Consider the following 15,706-nt stretch of genomic DNA (forward strand, 5'->3'; position numbering starts at 1 on the left):
TAAAAATAACATTTCATTTTGGAAGTTAGGTAGTTATTAACATTCTAATAACAATTTTTATACATTTTTGTGAACAAAGAAAATTGTATTTCAAAGTACAATTTAACAGCTAAAAAAAGTACATTTGTAACAATGGAAAAAACGAATACTGTAGCAGGCAAAAAGATAGATAAAGCAAGAATTATTAGTCTTGAAAAAGGTAAAATTCCCCCACAAGCAGTGGAGTTGGAAGAGGCTGTGCTTGGAGCCATGATGATTGATAAAAAAGGAATTGATGATGTTATTGATGTTTTAAGTGCAGATGCTTTTTACGATCAAAAACATCAAGAAATATATGCTGCAATTTATCAATTATTCCAAAATTCTGAACCTATAGATATTTTAACAGTTTCTAATTTGTTGAAAAAGAATGGAAAGTTAGAATTTGTTGGTGGCGATTTTGCCTTAATTCGTTTAACTCAAAAAGTAGCTTCTTCTGCACATATTGAGTTTCATGCTAGAATCATTTTACAAAAATATATTCAGCGTAAATTAATTTCAATATCATCAGAAATCATAGAAAATGCGTATGATGAAAGTACAGATGTTTTTGATTTATTAGATGACGCTGAAGCAAAGCTTTTTGAAGTTACACAAGGTAACTTAAAAAAGAGTTCAGAAGATGCAGGTTCTCTTGTAAAACAAGCTTTGACAAAAATTCAGGAAATTGGTAATCAAGAAGGAATGTCTGGCTTGGAAACTGGTTTTACAAAATTAGATGCGTTAACTTCTGGTTGGCAGCCTTCAGATTTAGTGATTATTGCAGCAAGACCAGGTATGGGTAAAACTGCATTTGTAATTTCGATGGCAAAAAACATGGCAATCGATTTTGGTCATGGAGTTGCAGTATTTTCTTTAGAGATGTCTTCTGTTCAGTTGATAACTCGTATGATTTCTTCAGAAACGGGTTTAACATCAGAAAAATTAAGAAAAGGTAATTTAGAGGCTCATGAATGGGAACAATTAAATGTAAAAGTTAAGAAATTATCTGATGCACCTATTTTTATTGATGATACTCCATCGCTTTCTGTATTCGATTTACGAGCAAAAGCAAGACGTTTGGTTTCGCAACATAATGTAAAAATAATTGTCATTGATTATTTGCAATTAATGACAGCTGGAGGAAAAGCAGGAGGAAATCGTGAACAAGAAATCTCGATGATTTCTAGAAACTTAAAAGCATTAGCAAAAGAATTATCTGTACCAGTAATTGCACTTTCTCAGTTATCGAGAGCTGTAGAAACACGTGGAGGTTCTAAAAGGCCTTTACTATCAGATTTACGTGAATCTGGTGCAATTGAGCAGGATGCAGATATTGTGAGTTTCATTTTTAGACCAGAATATTATGGAATGACAGAATGGGATGATGATGAACATACACCATGTGAAGGTCAAGGAGAATTTATTGTGGCAAAACACAGAAATGGTGGTTTGGATAATATTCGTTTGAAATTTACAGGACACTTAGCAAAATTTTCTGATTTAGAGGAAGGTTTTAGTTCGGAATTCCAATCTTCTATGAACGCAGATTTTCCAGATGATCCTTTTGCAGGTGAAGGAGGAATTGATCCTAAAGATGCTTTTGGAGATGATGTTCCTTTTTAGTCGATAATCGACATTTGTTAAAAAATATTAAATTTATATAAATACACAATTGCTTTCAAGTAATTGTGTATTTTAGTTTTTAATATGAAAAAACTCTTCACAATACTAACATTTATACTAACTACAAATTCAATTTGGGCATCCTTTATTTATGTGCCTATGAATCATGATAATCAAAGAAATCATTTAAAAGCGTATGGAATTGTATATTTTGGTTTAGAAGCTGGTTTAAAATCGAAATGGTTGTTGAATTATGATGGAGGTGCTTTTTTAATTGAAAATAATAAAGCCATCGAAAACGAATGTAAAATTCGCGGTGTTTCTTATCAAATTATTTCTGATGCAAAAGCACAGTTAATATTGCAGGAAATTTCTGCTCCATCCTCAAACCAGGAAGCTGTAACTTTAGAAAAAGCGCCAAAAATTGCAGTATATTCTCCAAAAGATAAAATGCCTTGGGATGATGCTGTAACTATGGTTTTAACGTATGCAGAAATTCCTTTTGATGTAATTTACGACAAAGACGTTTTAGCGGATAAACTCTTAATTTACGAATGGTTGCATTTGCATCATGAAGATTTTACAGGTCAATATGGAAAGTTTTACGGTTCATTTAGAACAACTCCTTGGTATATTGATGCAAAATTAAATGCTGAGAAATTAGCAAAAGAATTAGGGTACAATAAAGTATCCGAAGAAAAATTAGCAGTCGCAAAAAAAATTAGAGATTATGTAATTGGAGGTGGTTTTATGTTTGCTATGTGTTCTGCAACAGATAGTTTTGATATTGCTTTAGCAGCAGAAGGTGTTGATATTGCAGAAGCCATGTTTGATGGTGATGCCTCAGAAATGAATTATCAATCTAAAATAAATTTTAATAAAACATTTGCTTTTAAAGATTTTGAGTTGGAAAGAAACCCAATTACGTATGAGTTTTCTTCTATTGATATGACAAGAAAACGTAGAATTCCAAAAACCTCAGATTATTTTTCGTTGATAGAATTTTCTGCAAAATGGGATCCTGTGCCAACCATGTTAACTCAAAATCATACAACTTTGGTGAAAGGTTTTATGGGGCAAACAACTTCTTTTGATAGAAACACCGTAAAAACAAATGTGTTAGTTTTAGGTGAAAATAGAACCAATAGAGAAGCAAGATATATTCATGGAACCAAAGGAAAAGGAATGTTTACTTTTTATGGAGGTCATGATCCAGAAGATTACACACATAGAGTTGGCGATCCAAAAACGGAACTCGATTTACACAAAACTTCACCTGGCTACAGATTAATATTAAATAATGTATTGTTTCCTGCAGCTAAAAAGAAGAAACAGAAGACCTGATTTTTTTATCATGAAAAATAATTTTTTATTCTTAATATTCTTTGTTTTTTCTTGTTGTAATCATAAAGAAAACATCAACAAAAAATCAGATAATGTTATTGAAAACTCCAATCAAGTTGTTTTTTTTATCAATAATAAAGAAAACATTTTAACAAACTTTGGAAGTGGAATTGATGCTTTAAGTTTTTCTAAATTAGACAGAGATTCTAAAAATGATAAAGACATAATTATTATAAAAACTAATATTTCTAAAAAGATTTATATTAAAAATAATAATTCTTTTAAAGTATTAAACATTTTATCAAACGATACTGTTAAAATAAATATAACAAACAAAGAGATTGTTATAAATCTTTTAAATAGAAAATTGATGAAGTTTGATACAATTTCTATTGATAAATTATATTTATTAAATGCTGAGAAAGAGATACTAAATTATAATAAATATTTCAAAAAATTTAATTCTATTACTAGCGAAAATAAGATAATACCTAACAAAGAATATATATTATCAAATTTGCGAAAATTCAGAAAATTAGATGAATTTAAGGAGAAGAAATTTATTAAAAAACAGCAAATTTTATCAACTATTTTCAAAAAGAAACAACTAAGTAAATCAAATTATTTGAGTGAATTGTCTAAATTAAATTTTAATTATTATACATCTTTACTTCAAAATTATAACTTAACAAAAGATCAATACTATTTAGATAAAATTGATAAACTTTTTTTTGAAAGTGAAATAGCCTATAAAGATGAATTTGTTTCATACGGATATTTGAATAATTTTATTATTAATATAATCTTAGAAAGTTCTATAATTAATGCAGATTATAAAATAGCTTTTGATAAGTTACCTAATTTCTTTAAAGGAAAACAGCTACAATTTTTTAGAGAATTTTGCTTGCATCAAATAGCTTTAAGTAAACAAAGTTCTAATGAACTAATAAGTTATTTTAACAAATACAAAGAGGAATATCCAGAATCAAAATTTAATGAAAGCTTTGAATCTGATTATTTAATAGATATCAATAAAAATTACTCTTCAAAAAATGTAACATTATTAAATGTAAATTCTGAAGAATCTACTTTGCAAGATTTTATAAATAAATATAAAGGACGTGTAATTTATATTGATTTCTGGGCTAGTTGGTGTGCTCCATGTATAAAAGAATTTCCAGCATCAAAATTATTAAGTGAATATTTTAAAGATGAAGATATTATATTCGTTTATATATCTATTGATAAAAAAAAGCAAGTCTGGTTCAATTCTCTTAAAAATTTAGATTTAAATAATAAATTTAGTTTTTTAGCTACTAATTATCCTTCAGCAGATTTTTATAAAGATTTAGAAATCAATACAATTCCTAGATATTTATTGTATAATAAAAAAGGAGATTTAATCTATGAAAATGCATCTAGACCTAGCTCTGAAAATTTAAAAAAAGATATAGAAAAACTTTTAAATTAACTTTTTTTAAAACTGTTAACAAATATCAAATAAATTGCTATTTTATCTATTATCAATACAATCACTTTTGTATTTTTGTCGATATAAATTAAAAAGTATACAATGCCAACAACTAAAGAATTACAAGATTTTACACAACAAGTTCGTAGAGATATTTTAAGAATGGTTCATAAAGTAAATTCTGGTCATCCAGGAGGTTCTTTAGGCTGTGCAGAATTTTTTACTTGTTTGTATCAAGAAGTAATGGATTATTCTACGGATTTTAAAATGGATGGAAAAAACGAAGATTTATTTTTCCTTTCTAATGGACATATTTCTCCTGTTTATTATAGTGTTTTGGCTCATAGTGGCTTTTTTCCAGTAGAAGAATTAAGCACGTTTAGATTGATAGATTCTCGTTTACAAGGTCATCCAACAACGCACGAAGGTTTACCAGGAATTAGAATTGCTTCTGGATCTTTAGGGCAAGGAATGTCTGTTGCATTAGGTGTTGCACAAGCAAAAAAGTTAAATGGTGATGATAAAATTGTGTATACTTTACATGGTGATGGAGAATTGCAAGAAGGGCAAAACTGGGAAGCAATTATGTATGCTTCAGGTAAAAAAGTAGATAATTTAATTGCAACTATCGATTTAAATGGAAAGCAAATTGATGGTGCTACAGACGATGTTTTACCAATGGGAAGCATCAAAGCAAAATTTGAAGCTTTTGGTTGGGATGTTTTAGAAGTAAAAGAAGGAAATGATATTGAAGCAATTTTAGCTGGACTAAAAGAAGCAAAATCATTAACAGGAAAAGGAAAACCAGTTTGTATTTTATTATATACAGAAATGGGGAATGGAGTAGATTTTATGATGAATACACACGCTTGGCATGGAAAAGCACCAAATGATGAGCAGTTAGAAAATGCTTTGGCTCAAAACCCTGCAACTTTAGGAGATTATTAAAAAAATATTCGTAAATAAAGAATTGAAATATTTAAAAAGAGTTGTTCATTTAAAATGAATAACTCTTTTTTTATGAATTTATTTGGATGTATACTGTAAGAATCCTTTTATCTTTACAACTAACAAATTTTGTACAATCATTCAGCTTTTGAATTATTGAATTTTTAAACTTTTAATAAAATTATGAAAATAGGAATTGTTTGTTATCCAACTTTTGGAGGAAGTGGAGTAGTAGCAACAGAATTAGGAATGGCTTTGGCAGATAAAGGGCATGAAGTTCATTTTATAACCTACAATCAACCAGTTCGTTTAGATTTTATATCACATAAATTACATTTTCATCAAGTTTTAATAGAAGAATATCCATTATTTCAATATCAACCTTATGAGTTAGCATTGTCTAGTAAAATGGTTGAAGTTGTTCAGAAATATGAATTGGAAGTTTTACATGTTCATTATGCAATTCCACATGCGTATGCTGCTTTTATGGCAAAGCAAATGTTAAGAGAAAAAGGAATTGAAATAAAAGTAGTTACTACTTTGCATGGTACAGATATTACTTTGGTAGGTAGCCACCCAACCTATAAAACAGCAGTAGAATTTAGTATTAATAATTCTGATGTAGTAACAGCAGTTTCAAATAACCTGAAAGAAACCACAAATCAACTTTTTAATATCAAAAAAGATATTAAAGTTATTTATAATTTTATTGATGTAAATAAATATAACAAAGCAGAAAATGAAGAATGTAAAAGAAGTGCTTTGGCAGAACCCAATGAACGTATTCTAACACATATTAGTAATTTTAGACCTGTTAAAAGGGTAGAAGATGTTATTAAAGTTTTCTATGAAGTTCAAAAAGAAATTCCATCAAAATTATTGATGATTGGAGAAGGACCAGACAGAAAAAAAGCAGAACTTTTAACGAAAAAACTAGGCATACATAACAAAGTTTTCTTTTTAGGAAATAGTACAGAAATTGATAAGATTTTATGTTATTCAGATGTTTTTCTACTGCCTTCTAAAACAGAAAGTTTTGGTTTAGCAGCCTTAGAAGCAATGGCTGCAAAAACAGCAATAATTTCTACGAATACAGGAGGTTTGCCAGAAGTAAATATTCATGGAGAAACAGGTTTCTTAAGCAATTTAGGCGATGTTGAGGACATGGCTAAAAATGCAATTTCTATTTTAAAACACGATGATGTTTTAGAACGTTTTAAACTAAATGCACAAGAACATACCAAACATTTTTCGTTAGAAAATATTTTACCTGTATATGAAGAGATTTATAAATCTTGTTACAAAAGTGAAGTGAAGTAACATAAAAAAAGCTCAAACGTTAATCTGTTTGAGCTTTTTTTATCTATTCTAATTTCAATATCTAATTTTCCAACTTCATGCTTCTAACTTCATCTTCCAACTTAAAAATTATTTTCCAAACATACCACCTAGCATTCCTCCAAGTCCACCTCCAGAAGATTTCTTATCGCCTCCTAAAAACATTCCAGCAACATCATCTATAACACTTCCATCACCATCAGCATCTAAAATTTTCTCAAGAAAATTTTGTTCGTTACTAGCAGAACTTCCACCTAATAAACCTCCTAAAAGTCCAGTTAAATCTCCAGAAGAATTTACGTTTTGTTCTTTCTTTTGTTTTCCTAACATTCCCATTACTAAAGGAGCAGCAACTTTTAAAATATTTGCAACAGAACCAGCATCTAAACCAGCTTTTTGTCCAATAACTTGCTCAACACCTTGTTGTTTAGCTCCTAAAATATGGCTTAAAATTCCTGCTCCATCTTGTTTTACACTCTCATCAACTCCACCACCAAACAAACCTCCAAGATTGTCTAAAATACTACCATCATGTTTATTTTCTAAAGCATTTTGTAAACTTTGTGCACCTTCAGGAGTTGCAGCATTTCTTTCCATTGCTTTCATTAAAACTGGTAAAGCCATCGTTAAAACACTACTTGTTTTACTTGAATCTGTACCTGTAGATCCTGCTACACCAGATACTATTTGTTTTCCTAAATCACTATTTAATAAATCTAAAATTCCTGCCATTTTGTATTTTTAATAATTAATATGTTTACTTTATAGTAATATGACACAATATAAGAATAAAGTCACTTATAAGTTTAAATATTTTTCTATCTTTCATTTTTTAAAAAACGTTTATAATATAGTATGAAAAAATTAGAATTACACTGGCAAATTTTAATAGGAATGGTTGTTGGAATCCTTTTTGGATTAGGAATGACAACTGTAGATGGAGGAGCAAAATTTATTTTAAATTGGATAAATCCATTTGGAACTATTTTTGTAAAATTATTAAAATTAATAGCAGTTCCTTTAATTATAGCGTCTTTAGTAAAAGGAATATCAGATTTAAAAGATATTTCAAAATTTAAAAATATTGGTTTAAAAACCATCGCCATTTATATTGGTACCACTGTTATTGCTATTACAATTGGTTTGTTATTGGTAAATGTTGTAAAACCTGGAGAAGGAATCTCTGAAGATACAATCACCAAACTTACAGAAACTTACGCAAATAGTGGAGGTGTACAAGATAAATTATCGGAAGCTTCTAAACAAAGAAATACAGGTCCTTTACAGTTTTTAGAAGACATGGTTCCAGACAATGCTATAAAAGCTTTGGGTGATAACACCTCTATGTTACAAGTAATTTTCTTTACTATTTTTCTTGGTATTTCTATGTTATTAATTGGCGAGAAAAGAGCAAAACCATTAAAAGATTTCTTTGATTCTTTAAATGAAGTAGTTTTAAAAATGGTCGATTTAATTATGCTTTTTGCTCCTTATGCAGTTTTTGCATTGTTGGCAAATGTGGTAGTTTCATCTAATGATCCAGATTTACTAATTGCACTTTTAAAATATGCACTTACTGTGGTTGGTGGTTTATTATTGATGGTGATTTTCTATATGATTTTAATAAGTATTTTCACGAAAAAGAATCCATTTTGGTTTTTGAAGCAATTAAGTCCTGCTCAATTATTAGCATTTTCTACAAGTTCAAGTGCAGCAACTTTACCTGTAACTATGGAACGTGTTGAAGAACATATAGGTGTTGATAAAGAAGTTTCTAGTTTTGTGTTGCCTGTTGGAGCTACCATAAATATGGATGGAACTTCATTATATCAAGCAGTTGCAGCCGTTTTTATTGCGCAAGCTCTTGGGTTCGATTTAACGTTTACAGGTCAATTAACCATTATTTTAACAGCGTTATTAGCTTCAATTGGATCTGCTGCAGTTCCTGGAGCAGGAATGGTAATGTTAGTAATTGTATTAGAATCCGTTAATTTTCCTGCGGATAAACTAGCCATAGGTTTGGCATTAATTTTTGCAGTTGATAGACCTCTTGATATGTGTAGAACTGTAATTAATGTTACTGGAGATGCAACTGTAGCAAGTTTGGTAGCAAAATCTGTTGGTAAATTACACGATAATCCTAAACCTAAAAATTGGGATGATGATTATGATGATGTGAAATAGTTAACAGTTTCCAGTGTCAGTTTACAGTTAATTATAATGTAAATAAAGAGTAATGTTTTTTTATTTTACGCTAGATTTAAGAATTTTAAATGATGTCTTTAAAGATAAACTCACCTTTAGTTTCTGTAGATTGGTTGTTTTCTAATTTAGAAAATGAACATCTAATTATTTTAGATGCCACAATTCCAAAAGTTACATCAAAAGAGGAGGGAATAGGAGAGAAACATCAAATTAAAAACGCTATATTTTTTGATATACAAGCTGTTTTTTCTGATAAAAATGCGCCATTTCCAAACACCATATTATCACCAAAGGAATTTGAAGAAAAGGCGCAAGAATTAGGTATTAACAATAACAGTTGTATTGTTGTGTATGATGATTTAGGAATGTATTCCTCACCAAGAGTTTGGTGGCTTTTTCAATTGATGGGGTTCAAAAATATTGCAGTTTTAAATGACGGTTTTCCTGAATGGAAAAAGAAAGAATACCCAATTGAAAAACCATTTTCTCATCAACCTAAAAGAGGAAATTTTAGGGTTGATTATCAACCACAAAAAGTAAAGTTTACAGAAGATGTTTTAAAAGAAATTGAAAATGATAAATTTTTAATTGCTGATGCTCGTTCAAAAGGACGTTTTTATGCAACTGAACCAGAACCAAGAAAAGGGTTAAAAGGAGGCCATATTCCAAACTCCATTAGTTTTCCAATTACTGAAATTATTGTTGATGGTAAATTAAAATCAGCAAAAGATTTAAAAGAAATATTTAAGGAAAAGAATCCTAAAAACAAAGATTTTATATTTTCTTGTGGATCAGGAATTACTGCAGCTGTGTTGGCTTTAGGAGCAGAAATAGCTGGTTTTAAAAATCATGCTGTGTATGATGGTTCTTGGACAGAATGGGCATCCACAGAAAATTTACCAATAGAAAAATAAAATGGAAAAATTAGATTGGACTCAAAAAGAATTTGAAGCGTATGTGCTTTTATATGCTGCACATTGTAACTTCTTTGAATCAAAAGAAGAAGAAAATTATATTTTATCGAGAGTGAATTCTACAACGTATCATAAAATCCATACAGAAGTAATTGTAGATTCTGATGAAGAAAATCTGAATAAAATTCAGCAATATATTTCAGAAAATAAATTAAATCAAAATGAAAAAGAGGATTTAATCAGAGATATTAAAAACGTATTTTTTGCAGATGGCTCTGTTGATGTTCTTGAGAAAAAAGTATTTACTATTTTAAGAAAAATTATTGATTGATTTTTAAAACATTAGTTCAATAACCTGTTATTACATAAAAAATAAAGAGATATAAAATATTTTTTCATCTATAAAAAGAAATAGAAAAAGCCAAGTAATTTAAATTACTTGGCTTTTTAATATCAATAAAAATAAGAAATTACTTTCCTGTTTCTTCTTTTTTAACTTCAGCTTTATCAGCTACAATTCTAGCTTCTCTGTTGGCAACTTCCCAAGCAGTATGGAAAACCAAACGTGTTCTATTTTCTAACAATTCGTAATTAATTTTGTCAGGAGTATCAGTTGGCTTATGGTAATCTACGTGAGTACCATTAAAGTAAAAAATAATTGGCACATTGTTTTTTGCAAAGTTATAATGATCAGATCTGTAGTAAAAACGATTTGGATCATTCTCATCATTATATTTATAATCTAAATTGATGTTTGTGTATTTTGCGTTTATAGCTTCAGATATATTATGCAACTCAGTACTTAATTTATCAGAACCAATTAAATAAACATAATTTGGATCAGCTTTATGTCTGTCATCAGTTCTACCAATCATGTCAATATTTAAATCACAAACTGTGTTAGCTAAAGGAAAAATTGGATCTTCATCAGCATAATATTTAGAACCTAATAAACCTTTTTCTTCACCAGTTACATGTAAAAATAAGATAGATCTTTTTGGACCTTTTCCAGCCTTTACAGCCATTTGAAATGCTTCTGCAATTTCTAGCATAGCAACAGTTCCAGAACCATCATCATCTGCACCATTGTAAATTTCTTCACCTTTAATACCTTCATGATCTAAATGTGCTGAAATAACAATAATTTCATCTGGCTTTTCAGAACCTTTAATAAATGCAACTACATTTTCTGAATCGTTATATTTTCCTCTACGTGTATTTTTATTAATCCATTCTGCAGGTACTTCTTGAAAATAATCATCTCCTCCTAAAGGCGATACGATTTCGTTACTTACATAAAAGTTTTTTAAATATTCAACGGCTTTTTTCTGTCCAGGTTCACCAGTTTCTCTTCCTTCAAACTCATCTGAAGCATATGTAAATAAGTGAGCACCTAAATCTTTAGCTGTAATTGTTGCTGCATATTTTGCAGCTTGATCTACATTAGCATCATCATCATTAGACGCATTTTTACTAGAACTGCAAGCCATAAAAGCGACTGCACTAGCCATATAAAGTATTTTTCTCATCGATTAAAAATTATTTATTTAATTTATTAGTATCCAAATGTAACAAAAAGTTACAGCTTCTTCAAAATTACTTTTTGTTTATTATAAATTGTTGCAAATTTCTGTTAAAAATTACAATTTCTTTAGAGAATAAATTATCAAACGCATTTTTTGATATCAATTCAGTTGGAGTTCCTGTAAAAATTTTATCATCTGTAAATAAAACAATTTCATTCGCAAACTGAATCGCTAAATTTACTTCGTGAGTAGATAGCATAATGGTTTTAGAAGTTTCAGAAACCAATTTCTTTAATAAAGAAAATATTTTTATAGTGTGATGCAAATCTAAATGAGCAGTAGGTTCATCTAAAATAATAATGTCTGTATCTTGTGCCAAAGCTCTTGCAATTAAAACACGTTGTAGTTGTCCATCACTCAACTCATAAAAGAATTTATCTTTTAAATGATTGATTTCAGTTTGTTCAATTGCCCAATTTATTTTTTCTAAATCAGTTTCAGAAAGTGAATCTATCCAATTTGTGTAAGGTTGTCTGCCCAAAGCAACCAATTCAAAAACGGTCATTTGGCTTTCTGGTAAACGTTCAGTTAATACCAAACTCAAAACAGTAGAAAGGTCTTTATTTGAATATTTTTCTATGTTTTTTTGGTTGATAAAAATATCACCATGTAAAGGGTTTTGCACTTTAGCAATGGTTCTTAATAAGGTAGATTTTCCGATTCCGTTTTTACCTAAAACCGCTACTAATTTGCCTTTTTCAATAGCAATATCAATCTTTGAAGCAACAATATTTTGCGCTTTTTTAGATTGATAACCAATGCTTAGGTTTTCAGTTTTTAGGACTATATTTTCTTTTTGTTGTTTAATTGTGTAATTGTTTTAATGTTGAATCTTACCTTCGATATATTGAATATTATTTACTGAAATTGGAAATAGGATTAGATTATTTTCCAAAAATTCCTACTTCCTACTTCAAACTTTCATCTTTTTTAAATATAAATCTTCTTTTTCCTAACTAATAACCAAATGACAACAGGCGCACCAAATAACGATGTTATTGCATTAATTGGCAGTGTATATTCGCTTGTTGGTAACTGTGCAATACCATCACAAATTAATAAAATAATTCCGCCTAAAATAGCTACAGCAGGAATTAGTATTTTATGATTTGAGGTTGTAAAAAATAATCGAGCAATATGAGGCACAGCCAAACCTACAAATGCAATTGGACCAGAAAAAGCGGTAATTACACCTGTTAATAAACTTGTAATTAATAAAATAATATTTCTATTTTTTTTAATGTTGATGCCCAAGCTTTTTGCATAATTTTCGCCTAATAAAAAACTATTTAAAGGCTTTATAACTGATAAAGTTCCTAAAATTCCAATACTATAAATAAGGATAAAAACTATAATTTCATTCCAAGATAAATTACCTAAACTTCCAAAACTCCAAAATAAATATTGCTGAATTTGTTCAGCTTCAGAAAAGTAAGCTAAAACACTAATTACTGCCGATGTTAAACTCCCAAACATCAACCCAATAATTAAAATTGACATGGTATTTCGAACTTTATTTGCAGCAATAATAACAGCCGATAAAACTAAAAAAGCACCTAAACTTGCTGCAATTGGCAAAGAAATATTAGAAATTGATGCCGATAACAAAAATCCGCCAAAAACCGAACTTCCTAAAATTAAGATAGCAACTCCTAAACTTGCACCCGAAGAAATCCCTAAAACAAAAGGGCCAGCTAACGGATTTCGAAATAATGTTTGCATTAACAAACCACAGATAGACAAACCTGAACCTACTAAAATTGCTGTAATTGCTTTGGGTAATCTAAAATTTAAAATAATAATTTCCCAACTTGCTTTGGTAGATTTTCCACCAATTAAAGTGGTAAAAATTTCATCAAAAGGAATAGAAACAGAACCTAGACTAATATTTACAAAAAATAAAACGACTAGTAAAACTGATAAAATTATAAAATGTTTTGTGTAGTTTTTTTGTTTCATTGTTTTGATGTCAGGTTGGGAGCAGTCGAAAGCTAAAATAATCTTTCAAGTGCGCTCAAGGAGACAGCTTTAAATTAATAACTTTTTAAAAAATCAACCAATTTTTGAATTGCAATTCCTCTATGAGAAATTTTATTTTTTTCTTCTGGTGTCATTTCAGCAAACGATATATTATATCCTTCAGGTTTAAAAATAGGATCGTACCCAAAACCTTTTTCACCTTGTTTTTCTTGTAAGATTTCACCTTTGCAAATTCCTTCAAAAATATATTGTTTGTCATCAATATTTAAACAAACAGCGGTTCTAAATTGTGCTTTTCTGTTTTCTTTATCTTTTAATTCCGATAATAATTTTTGCATATTATTTTCAGCATTTGTAGGTTCACCAGCAAAACGTGCAGAATACACTCCTGGCTTTCCATCTAAACTTTCTACTTCTAAACCAGAATCATCTGCAAAGCAATTATAACCAAATTTTTTAGTGATATGGTTTGCTTTTAACTTCGAATTTCCTTCTAAAGTAGTTTCAGTTTCATCAACATCATCAAAACAATTAATGTCTTTTAAACTCAATATTTCTATTGAATTAGATAACATTTCTTGCACTTCTTTAAGCTTGTTAAAATTATTGGTAGCAAAGACTAATTTCATGGAGCGAAAATAATCAATTTAAATTCGTAAAAGAAAAATACTTAAACTAGTTATGTGATAACTGAAATTATGTAAGATTTTTTAGAAAAAAAAAAGGAAAAATGTAGTGTAATTTATCACAATAAATAAGTGATTTTTTTTTATGAAGAAATTTATTTTTTAATAAACCTGCCAGTATTGTTTAATTTAGGTTTTTGAGTTTGTTTTTTAAAATCCCCCAATTATAAATAACTACTCTTACTTCCCTTTTTCATAAACAATTTTATACTGACAGGTATATTTAATGTTTTTAAGAATGTATAATCTTATCTACCAAACATAAAACAAAAAATTAGATTTTACTTAACTATATATAATAGAATATTGCTGTTTTGGGGAAATCAGTAAGAATTTTAAAGAATCAGTAAGATATATTCAAAAAAAAGAATCAGATTTATTACATTTGGCATTCAAACTCCCCATATATTTTGATAGAATTATTTTTATTTTTATTTACTGGGATTATTGGATTTGTAACCTTAGTCTTAATGTTAAGGTTTTATAAATCAAATCCATTCTGTAACTTCTTTTTAATACTTGTTATAAGTATCGTTTCTATTCGATTTTTTATTCATGGTAGTTACAATTTAGGTTTACAAACAATCTTAAAACCAGATAGAGGTTTGTATTCAATTCTGTTTTTAATTGTTGTTCCTAGTTCTTATTTATATTATAAAAATTTAATTTTTCAAATAAATACAATTAACTATAAAGATTTAAAACATTTAATTTTTATTGTTTTCTTATTTCTAATCAATTCAATAGATGGTTTAAGAAATAGTTTTATCTTTTATTTTGGTTCTTTTACAAACTTCTTTTTAATCTTAATGTTTTTAGTTTTCTATTTAACGTTGATTTTTAAAGTATTAAGTAAAAATATTTGGTTTCAAAAAACAATCCTCCTAAATAAGAATCATTTTAAGTTAATTAAAAATTGGACCATCTATTTTTTTACAATCCATGTACTTTCTAGCTTTGCTGTGCTAGCCTCTTTATATATAGAAATAAAGAGTGGACATATTCTTTCAGGAAAATCAATGGCAATTTTCTTATTGTTTTTTTGGTTGTTTTTATTTTTTAAAATTTTAATTTCTCCAGAAATTTTATATGGACTTCCAATTCTTAATAAAACTTTATTAAGATTTAATGATTCTTTGTTAGAAAAAAATGAAATTTTAAAACCGATACCTAATAATTGGATCTTAGAAGCAAATGGAAAAAAAATTGATCAAGACCAAAAATTAAAAGAAAAGATAACCAAAAATATTACTAGTTATATTCAACAAGTTGATAAATTAAGTTTGGAAGAACATATTTTTAGGAATCAAAAAACATCTCAAAATAATATTGCAGAAAAATTAGGGGTGCCAACAAGTCATATTGTATATTTATTTAAATATCATTCTAAAATTTCTTTTTCAGAATACAGAATGCAAAGTAGAATTCAAGATGCTATAGAACTTATAAATGATGGCTTTTTAAATAATGAAACTTTTGAGTCTTTAGCTTTTACAACAGGCTTTTCATCATACAATCCGTTTTTTATAGCTTTTAAAAAAATCACTAGTTTTTCACCTCAAGACTATCTTAAAGTAAACAAGATTTAAT

The 15,706-nt window shown here is 28.4% G+C and carries 14 protein-coding genes; 9 read left to right on the forward strand and 5 right to left on the reverse strand.

Annotated elements, in window-relative coordinates:
* Positions 1 to 132 precede the first annotated feature (132 nt).
* From dnaB to bshA, 5 genes are all read left to right on the forward strand, one after another.
* Positions 133 to 1,644: a replicative DNA helicase gene (dnaB, locus tag LPB03_RS01395; protein WP_065318406.1), complete on the forward strand. Its 1,512-nt coding sequence runs from the start codon at positions 133 to 135 to the stop codon at positions 1,642 to 1,644.
* A 159-nt stretch (positions 1,645 to 1,803) separates the two neighbouring features.
* A complete protein-coding gene (locus LPB03_RS01400) occupies positions 1,804 to 2,988 on the forward strand; it encodes an asparagine synthetase B (protein WP_065318257.1) in 1,185 nt (394 codons plus the stop codon).
* 10 nt (positions 2,989 to 2,998) lie between these two features.
* The gene (locus tag LPB03_RS01405; protein ID WP_065318256.1) at positions 2,999 to 4,459 is read left to right on the forward strand and encodes a TlpA family protein disulfide reductase; all 1,461 of its coding nucleotides are present in this window, start codon (positions 2,999 to 3,001) and stop codon (positions 4,457 to 4,459) included.
* A gap of 102 nt (positions 4,460 to 4,561) precedes the next feature.
* Positions 4,562 to 5,407 carry a transketolase gene (locus LPB03_RS01410; protein WP_065318255.1) on the forward strand — a complete coding sequence of 282 codons (846 nt, stop codon included), beginning with the start codon at positions 4,562 to 4,564 and terminating at the stop codon, positions 5,405 to 5,407.
* A 183-nt stretch (positions 5,408 to 5,590) separates the two neighbouring features.
* On the forward strand, positions 5,591 to 6,727 hold the full coding sequence (bshA, locus tag LPB03_RS01415; protein WP_065318254.1) for an N-acetyl-alpha-D-glucosaminyl L-malate synthase BshA: 1,137 nt from the start codon (positions 5,591 to 5,593) through the stop codon (positions 6,725 to 6,727).
* Positions 6,728 to 6,835: 108 nt separating this feature from the next.
* Here the strand turns inward: bshA and LPB03_RS01420 are convergent, their stop codons facing one another.
* The gene (locus LPB03_RS01420; RefSeq protein WP_065318253.1) at positions 6,836 to 7,477 is read right to left on the reverse strand and encodes a DUF937 domain-containing protein; all 642 of its coding nucleotides are present in this window, start codon (positions 7,475 to 7,477) and stop codon (positions 6,836 to 6,838) included.
* A 123-nt stretch (positions 7,478 to 7,600) separates the two neighbouring features.
* Here LPB03_RS01420 and LPB03_RS01425 point away from each other — a divergent pair, with 123 nt between their 5' ends.
* The 3 genes from LPB03_RS01425 (at position 7,601) to LPB03_RS01435 (ending at position 10,195) form a co-directional block, all read left to right on the forward strand.
* A complete protein-coding gene (locus LPB03_RS01425) occupies positions 7,601 to 8,929 on the forward strand; it encodes a dicarboxylate/amino acid:cation symporter (protein ID WP_065318252.1) in 1,329 nt (442 codons plus the stop codon).
* Between the two features lie 92 nt (positions 8,930 to 9,021).
* Positions 9,022 to 9,864 (forward strand): sulfurtransferase, encoded by an 843-nt coding sequence (locus LPB03_RS01430; RefSeq protein WP_231953125.1) that lies wholly within the window; start codon positions 9,022 to 9,024, stop codon positions 9,862 to 9,864.
* Position 9,865: 1 nt separating this feature from the next.
* On the forward strand, positions 9,866 to 10,195 hold the full coding sequence (locus LPB03_RS01435; protein ID WP_065318250.1) for a hypothetical protein: 330 nt from the start codon (positions 9,866 to 9,868) through the stop codon (positions 10,193 to 10,195).
* 139 nt (positions 10,196 to 10,334) lie between these two features.
* On the opposite strand, the gene LPB03_RS01440 is transcribed toward LPB03_RS01435, so the two are convergent.
* The 4 genes from LPB03_RS01440 to LPB03_RS01455 all read right to left on the reverse strand — a co-directional run bounded on the left by LPB03_RS01440 (position 10,335) and on the right by LPB03_RS01455 (position 14,059).
* Positions 10,335 to 11,393, reverse strand: a complete 1,059-nt coding sequence (locus LPB03_RS01440) for a M28 family metallopeptidase (RefSeq protein ID WP_065318249.1) — start codon at positions 11,391 to 11,393, stop codon at positions 10,335 to 10,337.
* A gap of 67 nt (positions 11,394 to 11,460) precedes the next feature.
* Positions 11,461 to 12,258, reverse strand: a complete 798-nt coding sequence (locus LPB03_RS01445; protein ID WP_065318248.1) for an ABC transporter ATP-binding protein — start codon at positions 12,256 to 12,258, stop codon at positions 11,461 to 11,463.
* 122 nt (positions 12,259 to 12,380) lie between these two features.
* Entirely contained in the window at positions 12,381 to 13,409 is a 1,029-nt protein-coding gene (locus tag LPB03_RS01450) for a FecCD family ABC transporter permease (RefSeq protein WP_065318247.1), read from the reverse strand.
* A gap of 74 nt (positions 13,410 to 13,483) precedes the next feature.
* Positions 13,484 to 14,059 carry a non-canonical purine NTP diphosphatase gene (locus LPB03_RS01455; protein WP_065318246.1) on the reverse strand — a complete coding sequence of 192 codons (576 nt, stop codon included), beginning with the start codon at positions 14,057 to 14,059 and terminating at the stop codon, positions 13,484 to 13,486.
* A gap of 467 nt (positions 14,060 to 14,526) precedes the next feature.
* Between LPB03_RS01455 and LPB03_RS01460 the strand changes: the two genes are divergently transcribed.
* Positions 14,527 to 15,705, forward strand: coding sequence for a helix-turn-helix domain-containing protein (locus tag LPB03_RS01460; protein WP_231953126.1), 1,179 nt, complete (start codon positions 14,527 to 14,529; stop codon positions 15,703 to 15,705).
* The last annotated feature ends 1 nt before the right edge of the window (position 15,706 follow it).

The sequence above is a fragment of the Polaribacter vadi genome (genome assembly GCF_001761365.1).
GTDB classification, from domain to species: domain Bacteria; phylum Bacteroidota; class Bacteroidia; order Flavobacteriales; family Flavobacteriaceae; genus Polaribacter; species Polaribacter vadi.

Coding starts and splice junctions, on each gene's coding strand:
- dnaB (WP_065318406.1), top strand. CDS start 133: ATGGAAAAAACGAATACTGTAGCAGGCAAAAAGATAGATAAAGCAAGA.
- LPB03_RS01400 (WP_065318257.1), top strand. CDS start 1,804: ATGAATCATGATAATCAAAGAAATCATTTAAAAGCGTATGGAATTGTA.
- LPB03_RS01405 (WP_065318256.1), top strand. CDS start 2,999: ATGAAAAATAATTTTTTATTCTTAATATTCTTTGTTTTTTCTTGTTGT.
- LPB03_RS01410 (WP_065318255.1), top strand. CDS start 4,562: ATGCCAACAACTAAAGAATTACAAGATTTTACACAACAAGTTCGTAGA.
- bshA (WP_065318254.1), top strand. CDS start 5,591: ATGAAAATAGGAATTGTTTGTTATCCAACTTTTGGAGGAAGTGGAGTA.
- LPB03_RS01420 (WP_065318253.1), bottom strand. CDS start 7,477: ATGGCAGGAATTTTAGATTTATTAAATAGTGATTTAGGAAAACAAATA.
- LPB03_RS01425 (WP_065318252.1), top strand. CDS start 7,601: ATGAAAAAATTAGAATTACACTGGCAAATTTTAATAGGAATGGTTGTT.
- LPB03_RS01430 (WP_231953125.1), top strand. CDS start 9,022: ATGTCTTTAAAGATAAACTCACCTTTAGTTTCTGTAGATTGGTTGTTT.
- LPB03_RS01435 (WP_065318250.1), top strand. CDS start 9,866: ATGGAAAAATTAGATTGGACTCAAAAAGAATTTGAAGCGTATGTGCTT.
- LPB03_RS01440 (WP_065318249.1), bottom strand. CDS start 11,393: ATGAGAAAAATACTTTATATGGCTAGTGCAGTCGCTTTTATGGCTTGC.
- LPB03_RS01450 (WP_065318247.1), bottom strand. CDS start 13,409: ATGAAACAAAAAAACTACACAAAACATTTTATAATTTTATCAGTTTTA.
- LPB03_RS01455 (WP_065318246.1), bottom strand. CDS start 14,059: ATGAAATTAGTCTTTGCTACCAATAATTTTAACAAGCTTAAAGAAGTG.